Source organism: Bradyrhizobium sp. LB8.2, assembly GCF_040548035.1.
Lineage (GTDB): Bacteria > Pseudomonadota > Alphaproteobacteria > Rhizobiales > Xanthobacteraceae > Bradyrhizobium.
This window is the reverse complement of record NZ_JBEPQV010000033.1, coordinates 1-15,889: the sequence shown is the minus strand read 5'-3', so window position 1 is coordinate 15,889 and position 15,889 is coordinate 1. Positions and strand designations below refer to the sequence as shown.

Below are 15,889 nucleotides of genomic sequence, written 5' to 3'. Positions count from 1 at the left end.
GACGGAATAGGAGAGCCGCATGGATATGGATTTGAAGGAAGCCTCGGCAATGACCGAAGCCTCCGGGCTGACGAACGAGATGGACGGCAACGAGCAGACCTCCGGGGCCCGCCGGCGACCGGCCCAGCCCGCGAAGGATGCCGCCATCGTTTGGGCGGACCGCCTCCGCAGGGTAACCGTCCAGGCGCCCCTGCAATCGCTCGCCGTCGCGTTCGTGCTGGGAATGTGGGTCGCCCGCCGGCGCTGACGAGCAGCGAGCGGGCGCGACATGGCGCGAAAGCTCAAGACGTATCAGACCTCGCTGGGATTCTACGATCTTGCGATCGCCGCGCGCTCGATGAAAGCGGCGCTCGAGGCGTGGGGCGGAGGCAGTAACTCTTCCATCAGGGGCACGCCAAAGAGACCGACGATCCGGAAGTCGTCGCCGCCACCATGGCGAAGCCCGGCGTGGTGCTGAAGCGCCGGCGGGATCGAGCGGTCGGTTCGCCGAGCATGCCGAATTGCCGGACTTGGACCAGGAAGAAAGTCGCGCGAAGAAACCTGGGGGTTCGGCCTCGAACAAGCCACCGCTTCCAAAGATCAGCATGGAGGATGCTCGCAAGGCCGCCGCGGAGTTCGAGCGCGAGCAGAAACGGCGCGATGCGGACCGGCGCAGGGAGGAGGCAGCGCGAGAGAAGGAGCGGGAGCACCAGGAACGGTCCGAGTCACTCAATGCCGAGCGGGCTGCGATCGAAAAGCGGATCGAAGCCGAAGACGCGAAATGGGCGAGCGAGCGGGAGAAGCTGAAGCGCGCCCTGCGCAGCGCCCGGGCGTAGGCCGGCAACATCCGATCTACCGTCGTGACTGGAAGGCAAATACCCCTACTTGTCGGCATGCTCTGATTGCGGTTTGATGTGCCCTTTGAGCAGGGAGGCCATTTTGACAGCTTATTTTGTCGTCCAAGTGACGGTCACCGACCAAGCTCAGTATCAGAAATACCGTGAAGCCGTCGTTCCGCTGATGGTGAAGTTCGCGGCAAAGTCGTCGCGCGGGGCGCCAAGGTCGATGTCCTCGAGGGCGAGCACGACGAGCGACCGGTGGTGATGTTCGAGTTTCCGTCCATGGAAGCAATCCATTCATGGTGGGAATCGCCGGAATACGTTCCAGTAAAGAAGCTGCGCGAAGGGATCGCCACTATAAACGGTTGGGCTTTCCCCGGCACCTAGAAATCAATCGGGGCGCCCGGACGTCCTGCAGTAATGCCGGGACGGTTCACGGTATCAAACATCTTCCGGCAGACACTCCGGACAGCTGTCGCCGATCGAATCCAGTACCTCGCGCACTTCCGCGACGGCATCGTCCGGAGGGACCCCAGACGGCAGCTCCTGTCTGGTGATATCGAAGGCACGCTCTCGTGCATGCGGATCCGCGCGGTCACGCGCCCAACCGTGTTCCTCGCATTCGTGGATGGCGCCGGCCTCCTGCAGCACGTTGATCGCCCAGCCGCGCAGCGTGCGGTTCGCCGGCCGTCTTTCCTTCGTCAACAGCATCGAGCTTGCTCCTGCCGGGACGAATCCTTTCGCCCGTCTTCTCGTTCCGGGCGGTTAGCACGCAGCAGGGATTCGCAATCGGCAGGGCTGAGGTTTGTCCCCGTGTTCCGCGGCTCTGTGCACAAGCCAACTTCCGGCCCCGGCATGAGGCGCGCTCAGTGCTTCTGGAAGCATTGCTATCCCGGCCGCAGGAGGTGTATTTGCAATTGCGGGTACCTCTGAAGTGGCAGGAGGGGTGCATGGGTAACTGGCTCGTTGTTCCCAAAGGGACAAGCTTGGCGAGGCGGACCCGATCGCGCCGTGCTGCGCAGTACGTTCGAATGTCGAGGGAGCTCCAGCGTTACTCGATCCAGAACCAGATGGCGGTCATAGCCGCCTATGCCGAGACGAACGCGCTCACGATTGTGCGCACCTATCGCGACGAGGGCCGCAGCGGCCTCCGGATCAAGGGGCGTCCTGGTCTCATCGAACTGATCGAAGATGTTCAATCGGGCCGAGCCGACTTCGACCACATCCTCGTTTACGACGTCAGTCGCTGGGGCCGGTTCCAAGATGTCGACGAGAGTGCCTACTACGAATTCCTGTGCAAGCGGAGCGGCGTCCAGGTCGAATACTGCGCGGAGATATTCAAGAACGACGGCACCTTTGTTTCCGGGATCGCGAAAAGCCTGAAGCGCGGCATGGCCGCCGAGTGGAGCCGAGAGCTCTCCGTCAAGGTGCACGCCGGACACTGCCGGGTGGCGAGCCTTGGATACCGCGTTGGCGCTCCCGTCGGCTACGGCCTCAGACGCTTGATGGTCGACGAAAGCGAGCATCCGAAGGGCCAGCTTGAGAAGCGTCAGTACAAGGCTCTGCAGTCGGATCGCGTTCGGCTGCAGCATGGTTCTGCCGAAGAGGCGGAGGTCATCCGATGCATATTCGACCAGTTCGTCAACAGTCGGAAATCGTACAGCGATATCAGGCGCCAACTGAACGACGCGGGCATCGCCAATCACAATGGCCGACCTTGGACCGATGGTATGATACCGACAATTCTCTGCAACGAAAATTATATCGGCAAGACTATCTACAATCGTACCTCGAGACGCTTGGGGCAGAAGCTGGTCAAGAATCCGGACAACGCTTGGGTCCGGGGCGCTGCCGCCATCGAGCCTATCGTCGATCCGGGCATCTTCTCACGCGCCCATAAGCTGCTGGCCGAGCGGCGCGTGGAGATTCCGGAAGATGAGATGCTGTTGCGCCTTCGTCTCGCGCTCCGCCGGCGGGGTAAGCTCAACTCGCGCATCATCAATACGACGCTGGGTCTCAATCACGTCTCCTCGTACGTGAAGCACTTCGGTTCGCTGCGGAAGGCCTATGCGCTGATCGGATATGTGTCGCCGCGCGACTGCGACTGGATCGATAACCGGGATTTTTGGGCCGCTGAACAATCGAGGCATGCCAGCGAACTCGCCGAGGCGCTGCGAACGGAACTTGGTCTCCAGGCTGATCTTGTTCCGGACGGCATCGGGCTTGATGTCGGAGGCGCGCGGGTGGTTTCGTTTCTGGTCGCGCGACGACTGGCGCATCGTGGAAAGGACCACGCTGCGCAATGGAAAGCCTACCGAAGGCAGATCTCATCGGGCCTACTTGCCGTGATGCGGTTGGATGCGGCGAATCGGGAGATCGAGGACTACGTGCTGTTGCCTGCACCGTTGAGGTCAGGACGCTATGTCTGGCTCTCATCTGACTCCCTTCGTCGACGTCGGGGCGCGCTTTACGAGGAAAAGGGGGCATTGTTCGGTGCCATCAAGGCAACGCTGGCAAAAACCAACCGTGCCGCCCCAACCAGCTCAGAACCGTCGAAAAAGCGATCGAAATCAGGCCGGCCCAAAGCCAACGGCTTCTGCGGGCGGCGCCCACGGTGCGGAGATACAAAATCGCTCCGATGAGCGTGCCGTAATTCCTTCGGAAGTCACCATTCAGCTTCGCAATCTTGGACAGTTCCGAGGAAGTGTGGACGTCATTTGCCATCGGGCTGGTTCCTTCGTCAGCTAGGACCAGCGCCTTATGAACCACTGTTTTGCCCGACGGAGCAAGTGATATTTCTCTTTATCAGAAATGAGCCTGAACGCTGCGGCTAATGAACTGTTGTCACGATCGACTGGATTCGCTTGAATATCGGCCACACGGCGCGGTTCCTGGCAGCTTTTCGTATCAGAGACCTTACGCTGCTTCAGCGCTGTGTCTCTCTTCGCTCCGCTTCCGATTGATGAGATTCAACAACTGCGCCGAGGCCCTCGCATCGCACAAGGCGCGATGATGATTCTTGAGGTCTATGCCGTAGATCTCGCAAAGCTTTCCAAGTCCGTAGGATTTGTGTCCCGGATAGCGCCGCCGCATTCCGGCGCACGTGCAGAGCTTCGGGAATCTGAAGCGTCGCCCAATCCGCTCGAATTCGTAGGCGATGAAGCCGTAGTCGAAACTGACATTATGGGCGACGAAAATGCCGTCGGCCATGAACTCCATGAATGGATCCGCAACTTCTGCGAACAAAGGCGCGTCGCGAACCATTTCGTTCGTGATGCCGGTCAGCTGAACGATCTTTGCGGGAATGGAGCGCTGCGGATGGATGAGAGAATGCCATTCGTCGACGACGCAGTGATTGCGAACCTTCACCGCACCGATCTCGGTGATGCGATCGCCGTTCGACCAGGAGCCGGTCGTCTCGATATCGACCACCACGTAATCCTGCGCGGGGTCGAAACGGTAATCGACCCGGCCGATCTCGGCCATGATGCCAGCGGCGCCGAGTTGGCGGAGGCGGGTCAACTGGTTACGGCGAATCACATCCCCTTCCGCCTTGATCTCCATGAAGGACGCCTTCCCGTCCTGCACCAGCATCAGGTCGGGGAAACCGTCTCGCATCCCGCGGAAGTCGTCACACATGCTGCCGATGATGCTGGCGATGCCAGCCGGATCGGATCCTTCGAGCAGCGCGCGCAGCGCGTCCACTTGCACGTGATCCCAGCTGAATATCCCATTTGGGCGGCCCCATTTCGCTGCGACGGTGCGGAGGATCAACGGAAGAGTAGCTCCGGACGTGATGGCAGCCAGCTTCTCGTCAATCGTCGCGGCGAACAGCCGACGGAAGCTGCGGTCCTTCAGGCAATGGGGTAGCCAATCGAACCCGCTGGGCATCCGGGTGCTCTCGAAGAGCTCGTCCCAAAAGAGCAGGCCGAACAGAGTTTGCCACAGCACATTCTCAGCGAAGAAAACCTTGGTGCCCTCGCGCCGCAGAACGCCGGCGACGCCGGCTTCGGGGTTGCCGCGATAAGTGTCGTCGACGGTGATCGCGCGGCCGGACCGCAACACTTCGGTGTAGAGGCCCGTACGCCGTCCGCCGAACTTGCGGGCGTAGAAGTCGGTGGCGAAAAGGTGCTCCCCGTCGCTGGCGGGATCATCGATCATCCGGTGCAGCAGTTCTTCGGCTCCGATCCGATCGCCGGTGTTGTAAAGCAGGCAAACCAGGCGCTCGTTGCAGTCCGGCGAAGACCCCGCCCGGTACAGCTGTCGGGCAAGATCGCTCTCGCCCGCTTTCTCGAAGAAGAGTCCCGTCTGATGCGCGGCTCGATTGCGCAGATCGCCGCCGAACTGGGTCCCGCAGGCGGGCCCGGTGAGCACGTCGATGGCGGCCCGCCTGTGGACGGGCTCTGATCCTTCTTCGAGGCTGTCGAGAACCTGGCTGTAGTGGAACGAGGCAAGCGCTTCCTCCGCATCGGTGAAGCGCGCGCTGAACGAGGTCTCGCGATTGGTGCGAAGGATCCCCAGGTCGCGCAGCGCGAAGTTCTTCAAGCTCACCTCGGTCTTGCCGAAATACAGGTACAGCAGAAACTGGATCGGCCGCGTTCCATCGAGCGCGATGAAGTTGTGTGCGCCGCAGTGCTGCGCCGCGACCGAAAAGGGGATAAGCTCTAGATAGTAGTCGATGAACTTCGGCTTCGACCATGATCTGCGCACATCTCCTCGGCCGCCGCCTGCGCGCCTGTGACGAGGACGTCCTTCGGCAGGCATGAGACGAAAGCCGCATAGTCGGCCTCCCCGAGCGCGCGCGCGTGACCGGCCGCTGTCAAATCGAAGATTGCCCGCTCGACGTCATCGATCTCGGAGTAGTTGAACAGGGATCGGTTGAATATGGCACCACGCCGGTTGATCATACGAACCAACAGGCATCGGGCGTCTCTCGAGAGGCGCTCGAACCGCGCTATGAACGCGTGATGATCCGGACCGAGAACGGGTTCATACGTCCGCTGCACGAACCCGAGCATCTCGGCGAAGTGGTCGAGGTAATAGTAGACGGGCAGTTGCGGCAGTTTGGCCAAGCGGTACCTTCGCGGAGGGAATCGTTCGTTCTAGTTTTGTTCGAATGGCATGCATGGAGTCAAGCGCCTCGATGGGCTCTAGAATGCCCGTCGATGTTCGCCGGCTGCGCCGTCCTTCCGCCGCACGAACCCAGGACCCGGACTCGCGCGGTGTTAGGAAAGCGCAGGTGCGGTATCTTCCTTCGCGCCGCGGGCGACGATCCGGAGCGCCCCGTCCGGAAGCGGCCGTTGCAGCTTCAAAGCTTCGTCCGCCGGTGCCGTCATCCAGGTTTCGACCTCGTCGGGCGTCGTCAGGATCACCGGCATCGCCTTCGGGTGGATGGCGCCGACTTCGGCATTCGGCTCCGTCGTCAGGAACGCGTAGAGGTTGTTGGTCGTCTCGCCTTCCTTCACCTTCCGCACTGACGTCCAGTTGGTCCAGATGCCGACGAAGCACGCCAATGGTCGGCTTTCGTCGAGCACGAACCAGATGTCGCCCCCTTCGGCCTTGTTGAACTCGCTGAAACTGTTGAATGGCACCACGCAGCGGTTCTCCGGACCAAGCCAGCGCGTCCAGTGTTTGCTCTTCACGTTGCGGATGTTGGTCGTGCCGCCATCCGGCTCCATCCGGAGCAATTCCTTGAAATCGACGGTCTTGCCCTTGGCTTGCAGCTTCTCGGCGCGCTTCTTGGTGGCGTCCATCAGCGCTTTCGACGACGACGGCATGCCCCAGCGCGCGGTCGCGAGCTCGCGGCCCTCGGCACCGGTCCGGACGATCGGCGCCTTGTAGTCCGGGAAGACGCCGGGCATCGGCGCGAGGTTGCCGACGTAACGGTTGACGACGCGGAACAGCGCGCTGATGGCCGCCTGGTTGGTGGTGATGGAATAGAGGTTGCACATCCGTCAGGTCTCCGGAGCGGCCTGCCGGGGGCGCTGCGCCAACTGTAGCAGCCTGGCCGCCGGCCGGCGATTGGCCTTGGCGCACTTGCCGCAGCGGAGCCGGCTTGCCAAGTCGTGCACGAAGGTCGTCGGCGGATGGCGCAGCGCGGCCAAGTCGACGTCCCTTTTGGTCCTGCACCGCGAACATTCGATCTCGAGCCAAGGATGGCCACCGTTGACGGCCTGGTCGATCGTCGGCGACGGATCGATCGGTTCGCCGTTGGCCCACATGCGCTCGTTCCACGACTCGCACAGCAGCCTGTCGGCTTGTCGGATTAGCGCCTCCCCTTTGGCCCGGGCATCGGCAGACTGGGCGGCCAGGATCGAGGTCATCGCCCGAGACTTGCCGAGTTCCCTAGCGAGGGCCTTGCGGTCGCCTCCGGAGAGGGGCGTCGGGTGGTACTTCGGCGCAATCGCCGAGGCCTACTCGAATCGCGGCCAGCAGCCGTCTTCCTCATGGCGACCGGTCCGCTGCGTGCAGGTGTTGTCCAAGAGGCGCTGGCCGATGTCCCGCCAGATCGCCTCCGGACCGTACAAACGCGCGGCATCCGTCTTCTGGATCTCGACGGTCCGGCCGCAGCGCCGGCAGCCCACTCGGAGTAAATGCTGGGGAATTTGGCTCAGTGGCAGCAGGCGTCCGGACGGCCCCGGGTCCGGATCGCCGGCGTCGGCGCCCGCATCGTCCAGGAGAGCCTGCCAATATTCGGGCGGCAAGTCATCGCCCGGGCTCAACCCACGCGCCGCAGGGGCCTTCCTGCCGACGGCTGTGGCCAGCTTTTCCATCTGTCGGGGTGTCGGCATGCGCCAGCTCGCGGGCGGTCGGTCATGCCGCATAAGAACATAACAAGAACAATCAGTCGAGTCGGAAACTCTGACCACGGCCCCTATTGTCCGCTCGGCTCCAATGTGGAAGTTCGGCGAGCATCCGAACGGCTATGGATCAGGCACGACTACGCCGGGATCGTCGGCGCGGACCGAAGTCTGCAGCTGGCTTGGATCCACGTGTTTGCGCTGGGCCTTTTCACGAGGTTCTGCGGCCGGTAGGTTGGATCGGCTCGCCATCGTTTGAAAACATTGGCGTCGATGGTCTCGTTGACGTTGGTGTGGATCCCGTCGTCGCGCGCATCCGGCGCAGCGCCAATAGTTCGATAGAATGACGGTGGGGAAATGATCTGGTAGGCGCCATACATGAATTCACTATAGGAGTTCTTGATCTTCCCGGTGACGTCGTCGCCGTCCAGATCGACCTCCGACCGGAACGCCAGCCCCTGCGATTCCGCCTTCTTCATCAGCCAGCGCAGCGGAGACTGCGCGAGCAGGTCGGTCTCATAGCCGCCGCCGACGTTGGCGTGCGCGCCCACGAACCAACGTTGTTCAACGCTCGAAAGTGGTCGCGGCTTGGCGGTGCTGCGATGGACGTCCCAGATCGTGGGGGCGAACTTGGCGCGATGCTCATCGATGGCGAGCGCGCAAAGAGCATGCCGGCGAACATCCTGACACGATGCCACAATTCGTCGAAGTGACCGATGCAACGAGTCCGGAGCGGCCTCCCACATTCCAGCTGTCATCCCCCGCGAAAGAGGGCGAAAGAGGGGAAATCCGCTACACGCGGCCCATCGGTCTGGCGCGGCGTCGCCACCGCTCGGCTTCCCAATCTTGATACTGGATCGCCCGATCTCAAGTCGGGCGATGACACCGAGAATGGGTGAGGATCGCCCCTTCACTCGCCCTTCTTCTGCCGCGCACTCGCCAGCAGCACTAGCATGAACGACGCCGCCGTCATCAGCGTCGAGATCGCGGCAATCGTGGGGTCGATCTCGTCGCGCAGCGCCGTGAACATGCGCTTGGTCAGCGGCTGATATTGGCCGCCGGAGATGAACAGCGCGACGATGGTCTCGTCCATTGCCGAGATGAAAGCAAAGATGCCGCCCGCAACCACACTGGACTTGATCTGAGGCAGAGTCACCGCGAAGAAACTGCGCAGGCGGTTCATGCCGAGGCTGCGCGCCACCATCTCCTGCGCCGGCTCGAAACTCTGCAAGCCTGCGAGCACCGAGATGATGACGTAAGGCAGGCCCAGCATCACATTCGCCAGCACGAGGCCCGGCAGGGTCGCGACCAGCCCGACCTTGGCATAGACGAAGAAGATGCCGACCGCGGTGATGATGATCGGCACCACTAGCGGCAGCAGCAGCATCATATGGATCAGCCGCATGACGCGCAATTTCGACTGGCTGATGGCGTAGGCAGCTGCGACACCCAGCGGGGTCGCGATCACGACGGTGAGAAACGCGACTGTCAGCGTCACCCGCGTCGCCTGCATCCATGTCGGATTGGCGAAGTATTGCTGATACCAGCGCAGCGAGAAGGACGGCGGCGGAAAGGTCAGGAAGCGCGCGCTGGAGAACGAGATCGGCGCGATGATCAGCACGGGCAGGATCAGATAGACCAGCACCAGCGTGCTGATCACGTAGAGGGCGATCCGTGCGGGCGAGATGCGCGTCATTTCTGCCCCAGCACGCGATCGAGCGAAATGAAGCGGCTGACGACGAAGAAGATCACGAGCACGCTGGCGAGCAGCACCACAGCGACCGCACTCGCCGCACCGAACTGGTTGTAGAGCTCGACATTGCGGCTCACCAGCATCGACACCATCACGGTACGGCCACCGCCGAGCAGTTCCGGCGTGATGTAGAAGCCGAGGCAGAGCACGAACACCATGGTGCAGCCGGCGAGCACGCCCGGCAGCGACAGCGGCAGGAACACGCGGACAAACGTCAGCGACGGGCTCGCGCCCAGGCTGGCGCCGGCCTGCATGAGATCGCCGGGGATCTTCTGCATGGTGGCGTAGAGCGGCAGCACCATGAACGGCAGCAGGATGTGCACGGTCGCGACCACTGTGCCGAATGTGTTGTGCACCAGCGCGAACGGCTCGGAGATGACGTCGAGATAACGCAAAAACTGGTTGATCACGCCGGTGCGCTGGAGCAGCGCCAGCCACGCATAGGCGCGGACCAGCACGCTGGTCCAGAACGGCAGCACCACCAGCGAGAGGATCAGGATGCTCCAGCCTTTCGGCACGGAATTGGCGAGATAGGCCACGGGGTAACCGAGCAGCAGCGCGATGATGGTGACCGCGAGGCTGATCTCGAAGGTCAGCGCAAAGCTCCGCCAGTAAATGTCCTCGGTGAAGACGCGGCGATAATTCTCCAGTGTGAAGCCGTCATGGTAGATCGACTGCCAGGCCAGCCAGCCGACCGGCAGCACGATCAGCAGCAAAATCACGAGCAGCGCCGGCGACACCAGTGCCAGCATCAGGCCGTGCTCACGACGTTGATGCTTTTGCGATGGATCTGGCACAGACATCGTCAACGCTGCCTCGCTTACTTCTGCATGAACGAGGCCCAGCGCTTCTCGGCGGCTTCGCCGGCCGGCGAGGACCACCAGGCGTAGGACATCAGCGCCTGCTTGGCCGCGTTGGCCGGCTCGCTCGGCAATTGGGCGGCGCGCTCCGGCTTGATCACGCTGGTCTCGAACGCCTTGGGATTGCCCGGGCCGTAATCGATGTTGAGCGGCAGATTGGCCTGGTGCACGGGATCGACGGCCTCGTTGAGGAATTTCACGGCGGTGTCGAGGTTCGGCGCGCCCTTGAGGATGCAGAGCGAGGTGCTTTGCAGGATGCCCTGGTTGTAGGTGAACGACACTTTCGCGCCCTCCTTCGCGACCGCGCTGACGCGGCCGTTCCACGCCATCTCCATGTCGACCTCGCCGTCATTGAGGAGCTGCGCCGACTGCGCGCCCGATGTCCACCACACCGTGATGCTCGGCTTGATCTCTTCCAGCTTCTTGAAGGCGCGGTCGACGTCGAGCGGATAGAGCTTGTCAGGCGCAACGCCGTCGGCCATCAGCGCGGCCTCTAACGTAGCGATCGGATGGTTGCGCAGCGCGCGCCGGCCAGGGAATTTCTTCACGTCCCAGAAATCGGCCCAGCTGTTCGGCGGGTCCTTCGGGAAGGTCTTCTGGCTGTAGGCCAGCACGCTGGAATAGAACTCGTAGGACACCGAATAGGGACTGCGATAGCCCTCCGGCATCGCCGCGGCGTTCGGGATCTTCGAGAAGTCGAGCTTCTCGATCAGGCCCTGCTCGCCGCCGCGCAGGCAATAGCCGGTAGGTGTATCGACGACGTCCCAGATCGGCTTGCCGCTGCCGACCTGCGTCTTGATCGCGGGCCAGGCGTCGGGAATGGAATCCTGATTGATGGTGATGCCGAGCTTCTTGGCGGAGGGATCGAGGATCGCCACCGTCTGCGCCTGCTGATAGGCGCCGCCCTGCGAGACGAAAGTGATCTGCTCGGCGGCATTCGCCGCGGTGGTAACTCCGATCGCGCCCAGCAACGCGCAGCCCAATCCCAAATTCCGTTTCGCCTTCATTCTCGCCTCCTCCATCGCCAAAGAGATCTCACTGACCGATCGCATCGAGAAACTGGTACCAGCCGGCGACCATGCGCACGGCGGGCTCGCGCAACGGATAAAACGGAATGGCCTTCATGCGGCTAACCTCGAGCAACCCGACCGCGGGCGTTTCGCCGCGCACGAAGGCGGCGAGATAGCGCCCCATCAGGCTCGACATCGCCACGCCCGCGCCGTTGTAGCCCATCGAAACCAGCGTGCGATCGTCGATCCGGCCGATATGCGGCACCGAGTCCAAGGTCATGCCGACCAGGCCCGACCATTTGTAGGCGAGCGGCAGATCGGCGAGATCAGGGAAGATGCCGATCATCGCCTTGCGCAGCGCGTCGAAGGCGGCTTTCGAGTCCTGCTTCCCGAAGGCACCGCGGCCGCCAAAAATCACGCGGTTGTCGACCATGCGGAACCAGCGCATCATCCGCTTGGTCTCGGTGTAGGTGCGCCCGGTCGGCATCAGCTTGCCAGCGAGATTCTGCGGCAGCTGCTCGGTGGCAATGAGGGCGCTGCGGAACGGGATCAGCGTGCGCTGTAGATGCGCGGTCGCGCCGCTGAGATCGGAATAGCTGTTGGTGGCGATGATCGCCTGTTTTGCTCGCACCGCGCCCTGCGGCGTCTCGGCGACGATGCCGCCCTGCTCGCGCCGGAGTTTCATCACCGGCGATTCCTGGAAGATGGAAACGCCGCGGCGCGCGACACCATCGGCGAGGCCGCGCAGATAGTTCAGCGGATGAATGCCGCCCGAGCCGGGATTGAGCACGCCGCCGACAAAGATGTCCGAGCCGGTCTCGTCGCGCACTCCACGCTTGTCGAGGATGCGGAGCTCGGCGTCGCCCATCTCGCCCGCCATCCAATTGGCTTCGTCGATCGCAGCCTTCAGCGTGGTCGCGTTATGCGCGGCCTTGACTTGGCCGGTGCGGGTCAGGTTTGCGCTGGTGATGCCGAATTCGGACACCAGCTCCTCGACCATATCGGTCGATTCATGCGCGATCTCATACATCCGCTTGGCCATGGCGCGGCCATGGGTGGCGTCGATCTGGCGGAACGAGAGACGGAATTTTGCGGTGATCACGCCGCCATTGCGCCCGCTCGCGCCCCAGCCGGGCCGGTTGGCTTCCAGCACGACCGGCGACAGGCCGCTCCTGGCGATGTGGTGCGCGGCGGACAGGCCGGTATAGCCCGCACCGATGATCACGACATCGGCTTTACTCTCGCCCGACAACACGGGAAAAGCGCGCGCCGGCCCCGCCGTGGCTTCCCACAGCGAATTGGCCGATGGCAGCGCGCTCCAGTCCCGTGTCATGCCCGCGCTCATGGATTACGCCGCAGGCCCGATGGCCGCGTCGGCCAGCGCCTTCAGCGTCGGGAAATGAAAGTCCGGCTTGGTCAGCGTCTCGACGGCCGGCGTGCCGCCAAAGCCTGCCATGCCCTGGCGGCGCTCGATCCAGCACACCTTGTAGCCAAGCTTCCGCGCGATCCCGATGTCGTGGTGCTGGCTCTGCGCCACGTGCAGGATATCGGACTGCTTGTAGCCGAAAGCGGACTGACGCCCCTTGTTGTAGGCGAAGAACTCCGGGTTCGGCTTTGCCACGCCGGTGTCGTCGGCGCAGACGGTGTCGTCGAAGTGATTGCCGAGCGCGTGCGCGTAGCAGGACAGCGCGACGCGGTCCGCATTGGTCATCGCCACCAGCCGAAATTTGGTACGCAGGCGCTTCAGCGCCTCGACCGAATCCGCAAACGGTCCCCAACGCAGCACCGAGAGCTGGAACACGTCGCAGGAGGCATCGTCAGCCGGCAGTCCGAGCTCGGTGGCCAGGTGGCGATAGACGTGGAACATCACCTCGCTGGAGCGCTCGTAATGCTGGTCGCGGCCGCGCTTGTAGAATTCGAAGATCTTGTCGTCGCTGAGCTCGGTCGGCGACTTGCCGGAGATCCTGCGCACCGCGGAGAGCACGCCGGTCTCGAAATCGATCAAGGTGCCGACGACGTCGAAGGTGAGAATCTTGAAATTGCTGAAAGCGGCTTGGGTCGACATTTTGGCTTATTCTCTCGGTTGGACAAGGCGTGGGTTCAGTTCGTCCGGGGCACGACGATGGTGTCCTCGGGGTGAAGGGTGACGGTGAGGCTGCCGCCGAGCGGCGGGATGCGGCTATAGGCCTGGTGATAGCTCGGCTGGCGCAGGCTGAGCGCGATGCCGTCAGTGAGCGAAAGAAAAATGCGCAGGCTCTCGCCCTGATAGACAATGTCGGTGACCGTCCCGGTCAAGCGGTTGCAGGCGGCATCCTGCGCGCCATCGTCGATCAGGAGCTTTTCGCTGTGCACGGCGAGCATCAGCGCGTCGCCGTCGGGAATGGCGCGGGCGCTGCGCAAAAGCGCGTTGCCGAGCGCTACGCTGGAGGCATCGACGCGGCGGACCGGCAGCATCGTCGCCTCGCCGATGAAGCTCGCGACAAAGGAATCAGCGGGATGATCGTGCAGCCGCTCGGGCTCATCGATCTGGATCAGCCGGCCGTCCTTCATCACCGCGACACGGTCGCTCATGGTCAGCGCCTCGCGCTGATCATGCGTGACATAGATGATGGTGGCGCCGATACGTCGGTGCAGCGCGCGCAGCTCGATCTGCATGGATTCGCGGAGCTGTTTGTCGAGCGCGGAGAGCGGCTCGTCCATCAGGATCAGCCGCGGCTCGAAGATCATGGCGCGCGCGAGCGCGATGCGCTGGCGCTGGCCGCCGGAGAGCTGCGCAATGCCCCGCTCCTCGTAGCCGGCGAGGCCGACCATCGAAAGCACCGCGCGCACCTTGTCGGGCCAGCTCGCTTTCGGCAGGCGCCGTGCCCGCAAGGGAAAGGCGACGTTCTCGCCGACGCTCATATGGGGGAACAGCGCGTAGTTCTGGAAGACCACGCCGATGTCGCGCTTGTGCGGTGGCATGTAGGTGACGTCACGGCCGCCGAAGAGAATTGTGCCCGAAGTCGGCAGGATGAAGCCGCCCAGTATTCCGAGCAGCGTGGTCTTGCCGGAGCCGGAGGGACCGAGCAGCGACACAAACTCGCCGGCGCCGACATTGAGGGAAACGTCGTCGAGGGCGCGAACGGCGCCGTACGCCTTGCTCGCGGACCTGATCTCGACGCTTTCCGCCCGCTTGTCCAACGATCGACCTCGCCTCGTTCGCTGCAATGGCGTGCCTCACTGCGCGCCATGAGCCTGCATTATAGACAGCGTCCTGGAGCATTCACGGCCGCAGCGTGCGCCGCACCAAATCTTCTCCCGAACGCCCTATCTTTGGGCTGCGATGCCAATGTCACCAGACTTGGCAAAACTCGGCAATTGCCAAATTCTCACCGCGCTCATAACATGGCGTTATGCCCGAGCTGCGCCGGATGCTGCCCTCCAGTAACGCCCTGTTCGTCTTCCACGCAGCAGCGCGCAATGGCAGCTTCACGGCTGCCGCCGCCGAATTGAATGTCACCCAGCCGGCGGTGAGCCGCATGCTCGGCCAGTTCGAGGAGCATCTCGGCGTCCGCCTGTTCGACCGCAAAGCGGGGCGCGCGGTGCTGACCGAGGAAGGCGAGCTGTTGTATCGCCGCGTGCTCGAAGGCTTTCGCAGCATCGAAACCGGCCTCATCGAGATCGAGCGGCGCCGCAAGGGCACCGAGACGGTGACGCTGTCGGTCTCCTCCGCCTTCACCACGCATTGGCTGATGCCGCGCATCGACAAGCTGCAGCGGCAATTCCCACAGGTCGATCTGCGCTTCCAGCTGATCTCCGGCGCGTTGCGCGGACCGGTGGAGAATGTCGACGTCGGCATGCGCTTTCGTGACCGCGAAGAGCCATCCTCCGGCGGCACGCTGGTGATGAAGGAAGTGATGCTGCCGATGTGCAGCCCCAGCTATCTCGGCGAGACCGATCCCGCAGAGAGCAACACCATCATCCGCCTCGCCGAGACGCCGGGCGACTGGGCCGCGGATTATTCGTCGCTGCTCAAGGGCCGCCGCGGCGCCGCCAAGGCGTTGAGCTTCACCGATTATGCCATCGTGATGCAGGCAGCGCTGCTCGGCCAGGGCATCGCGCTCGGCTGGCTGACGGTCGCCTCGCACTGGTTGCTGACCGGCGCGCTGGTGCCGGCCTCCGACAGGCTCACCACCACCCGCCGCATCTGCGAATTCCTGCCGCCGCGCAATCGCCCGATGCGCCCCATCGCCGCGGAGATCCGCGACTGGATCACCGCCCAGATGCGCAGCGAGATCGCGGCCATCGACAAGCTCTATCCGAAACTCGGCGCGATGGCGGCGTGCTACTAGCACTCTGCTGAAGAACCCCCTCGCCAGGGAGGGGACTTGATGATTCACTTTGTCATCTCGAATCGGCGGAGACGATCATGCGCGGCAGGTCTACGGATCAGGGCGGCCTGTTTTCGTACATCGCGCCGGATAAGCGAGTGCCAGCGAACCATCCGCTGCGGAAGGTCCGGGAACTTGTCCGGGATGTTTTGAGTGATTTGAACCGCCTTGGAAAGCTATACACCAGCGAGGGACGTCCTTCGATCCCTCCGGAGCAATTGCTGAGCGCCTTGCTGCTGCAGGTGTTCTACGGCATCCGCTCGGAACGCCAGCTGATG

General features: G+C 63.1%; 18 protein-coding genes and 1 pseudogene. 6 read left to right on the top strand and 13 right to left on the bottom strand.

What is annotated here, in order from left to right; genetic code table 11:
- Positions 1-19 precede the first annotated feature (19 nt).
- The 3 genes and pseudogenes from ABIB06_RS30950 to ABIB06_RS30940 all read left to right on the top strand — a co-directional run bounded on the left by ABIB06_RS30950 (position 20) and on the right by ABIB06_RS30940 (position 1,205).
- Positions 20-247: a hypothetical protein gene (locus ABIB06_RS30950; protein ID WP_247446525.1), complete on the top strand. Its 228-nt coding sequence runs from the start codon at positions 20-22 to the stop codon at positions 245-247.
- 262 nt (positions 248-509) lie between these two features.
- The gene (locus ABIB06_RS38935) at positions 510-815 is read left to right on the top strand and encodes a hypothetical protein (protein WP_456664274.1); all 306 of its coding nucleotides are present in this window, start codon (positions 510-512) and stop codon (positions 813-815) included.
- Positions 816-891: 76 nt separating this feature from the next.
- A pseudogene (locus ABIB06_RS30940) lies at positions 892-1,205 on the top strand (DUF1330 domain-containing protein).
- Positions 1,206-1,259: 54 nt separating this feature from the next.
- Here ABIB06_RS30940 and ABIB06_RS30935 read toward each other — a convergent pair.
- Positions 1,260-1,529 (bottom strand): hypothetical protein, encoded by a 270-nt coding sequence (locus tag ABIB06_RS30935; protein ID WP_354051764.1) that lies wholly within the window; start codon positions 1,527-1,529, stop codon positions 1,260-1,262.
- Between the two features lie 239 nt (positions 1,530-1,768).
- On the opposite strand from ABIB06_RS30935, the gene ABIB06_RS30930 reads away from it, so the two are divergent.
- The gene (locus ABIB06_RS30930; protein WP_247446528.1) at positions 1,769-3,460 is read left to right on the top strand and encodes a recombinase family protein; all 1,692 of its coding nucleotides are present in this window, start codon (positions 1,769-1,771) and stop codon (positions 3,458-3,460) included.
- Between the two features lie 274 nt (positions 3,461-3,734).
- Here ABIB06_RS30930 and ABIB06_RS30925 read toward each other — a convergent pair whose 3' ends face one another.
- The 12 genes from ABIB06_RS30925 to ABIB06_RS30870 form a co-directional block, all read right to left on the bottom strand.
- Entirely contained in the window at positions 3,735-5,582 is a 1,848-nt protein-coding gene (locus tag ABIB06_RS30925; protein WP_354051767.1) for an exonuclease domain-containing protein, read from the bottom strand.
- Positions 5,483-5,890, bottom strand: a complete 408-nt coding sequence (locus tag ABIB06_RS30920) for a hypothetical protein (RefSeq protein WP_354051768.1) — start codon at positions 5,888-5,890, stop codon at positions 5,483-5,485. The genes ABIB06_RS30925 and ABIB06_RS30920 overlap by 100 nt, the downstream gene beginning before the upstream one ends.
- A gap of 153 nt (positions 5,891-6,043) precedes the next feature.
- Complete coding sequence (locus tag ABIB06_RS30915) at positions 6,044-6,769, bottom strand: SOS response-associated peptidase (protein ID WP_354051770.1); 726 nt, start codon at positions 6,767-6,769, stop codon at positions 6,044-6,046.
- Between the two features lie 3 nt (positions 6,770-6,772).
- Complete coding sequence (locus ABIB06_RS30910) at positions 6,773-7,222, bottom strand: hypothetical protein (RefSeq protein WP_247446544.1); 450 nt, start codon at positions 7,220-7,222, stop codon at positions 6,773-6,775.
- 9 nt (positions 7,223-7,231) lie between these two features.
- Positions 7,232-7,609 carry a hypothetical protein gene (locus ABIB06_RS30905; RefSeq protein WP_247446531.1) on the bottom strand — a complete coding sequence of 126 codons (378 nt, stop codon included), beginning with the start codon at positions 7,607-7,609 and terminating at the stop codon, positions 7,232-7,234.
- 149 nt (positions 7,610-7,758) lie between these two features.
- Complete coding sequence (locus tag ABIB06_RS30900; protein ID WP_247446532.1) at positions 7,759-8,364, bottom strand: phospholipase effector Tle1 domain-containing protein; 606 nt, start codon at positions 8,362-8,364, stop codon at positions 7,759-7,761.
- A 164-nt stretch (positions 8,365-8,528) separates the two neighbouring features.
- Complete coding sequence (locus ABIB06_RS30895; protein ID WP_247446533.1) at positions 8,529-9,314, bottom strand: ABC transporter permease; 786 nt, start codon at positions 9,312-9,314, stop codon at positions 8,529-8,531.
- Positions 9,311-10,123, bottom strand: coding sequence for an ABC transporter permease (locus ABIB06_RS30890; RefSeq protein ID WP_247446545.1), 813 nt, complete (start codon positions 10,121-10,123; stop codon positions 9,311-9,313). The genes ABIB06_RS30895 and ABIB06_RS30890 overlap by 4 nt, the downstream gene beginning before the upstream one ends.
- 68 nt (positions 10,124-10,191) lie before the next feature.
- Positions 10,192-11,238 (bottom strand): ABC transporter substrate-binding protein, encoded by a 1,047-nt coding sequence (locus ABIB06_RS30885; RefSeq protein WP_247446534.1) that lies wholly within the window; start codon positions 11,236-11,238, stop codon positions 10,192-10,194.
- A 28-nt stretch (positions 11,239-11,266) separates the two neighbouring features.
- Positions 11,267-12,574 carry an NAD(P)/FAD-dependent oxidoreductase gene (locus tag ABIB06_RS30880; RefSeq protein WP_247446535.1) on the bottom strand — a complete coding sequence of 436 codons (1,308 nt, stop codon included), beginning with the start codon at positions 12,572-12,574 and terminating at the stop codon, positions 11,267-11,269.
- A 15-nt stretch (positions 12,575-12,589) separates the two neighbouring features.
- Complete coding sequence (locus ABIB06_RS30875) at positions 12,590-13,306, bottom strand: HAD family hydrolase (protein ID WP_354069793.1); 717 nt, start codon at positions 13,304-13,306, stop codon at positions 12,590-12,592.
- Positions 13,307-13,341: 35 nt separating this feature from the next.
- Complete coding sequence (locus ABIB06_RS30870) at positions 13,342-14,421, bottom strand: ABC transporter ATP-binding protein (RefSeq protein ID WP_354051775.1); 1,080 nt, start codon at positions 14,419-14,421, stop codon at positions 13,342-13,344.
- Between the two features lie 212 nt (positions 14,422-14,633).
- Here ABIB06_RS30870 and ABIB06_RS30865 point away from each other — a divergent pair, with 212 nt between their 5' ends.
- Positions 14,634-15,572 (top strand): LysR family transcriptional regulator, encoded by a 939-nt coding sequence (locus ABIB06_RS30865; RefSeq protein ID WP_247446539.1) that lies wholly within the window; start codon positions 14,634-14,636, stop codon positions 15,570-15,572.
- 77 nt (positions 15,573-15,649) lie between these two features.
- On the top strand, positions 15,650-15,889 hold a 240-nt coding region (locus ABIB06_RS30860; protein WP_354051777.1), incomplete at its 3' end, for a transposase.

What these genes read in the sequence shown, in the direction of transcription:
- ABIB06_RS30935 (WP_354051764.1), bottom strand. Translation starts at nt 1,529, where the DNA reads ATGCTGTTGACGAAGGAAAGACGGCCGGCGAACCGCACGCTGCGCGGC.
- ABIB06_RS30880 (WP_247446535.1), bottom strand. Translation starts at nt 12,574, where the DNA reads ATGACACGGGACTGGAGCGCGCTGCCATCGGCCAATTCGCTGTGGGAA.
- ABIB06_RS30915 (WP_354051770.1), bottom strand. Translation starts at nt 6,769, where the DNA reads ATGTGCAACCTCTATTCCATCACCACCAACCAGGCGGCCATCAGCGCG.
- ABIB06_RS30875 (WP_354069793.1), bottom strand. Translation starts at nt 13,306, where the DNA reads ATGTCGACCCAAGCCGCTTTCAGCAATTTCAAGATTCTCACCTTCGAC.
- ABIB06_RS30905 (WP_247446531.1), bottom strand. Translation starts at nt 7,609, where the DNA reads ATGCCGACACCCCGACAGATGGAAAAGCTGGCCACAGCCGTCGGCAGG.
- ABIB06_RS30900 (WP_247446532.1), bottom strand. Translation starts at nt 8,364, where the DNA reads ATGTGGGAGGCCGCTCCGGACTCGTTGCATCGGTCACTTCGACGAATT.
- ABIB06_RS30925 (WP_354051767.1), bottom strand. Translation starts at nt 5,582, where the DNA reads ATGCCTGCCGAAGGACGTCCTCGTCACAGGCGCGCAGGCGGCGGCCGA.
- ABIB06_RS30885 (WP_247446534.1), bottom strand. Translation starts at nt 11,238, where the DNA reads ATGAAGGCGAAACGGAATTTGGGATTGGGCTGCGCGTTGCTGGGCGCG.
- ABIB06_RS30890 (WP_247446545.1), bottom strand. Translation starts at nt 10,123, where the DNA reads ATGCTGGCACTGGTGTCGCCGGCGCTGCTCGTGATTTTGCTGCTGATC.
- ABIB06_RS30930 (WP_247446528.1), top strand. Translation starts at nt 1,769, where the DNA reads ATGGGTAACTGGCTCGTTGTTCCCAAAGGGACAAGCTTGGCGAGGCGG.
- ABIB06_RS30895 (WP_247446533.1), bottom strand. Translation starts at nt 9,314, where the DNA reads ATGACGCGCATCTCGCCCGCACGGATCGCCCTCTACGTGATCAGCACG.
- ABIB06_RS30865 (WP_247446539.1), top strand. Translation starts at nt 14,634, where the DNA reads ATGCCCGAGCTGCGCCGGATGCTGCCCTCCAGTAACGCCCTGTTCGTC.
- ABIB06_RS30950 (WP_247446525.1), top strand. Translation starts at nt 20, where the DNA reads ATGGATATGGATTTGAAGGAAGCCTCGGCAATGACCGAAGCCTCCGGG.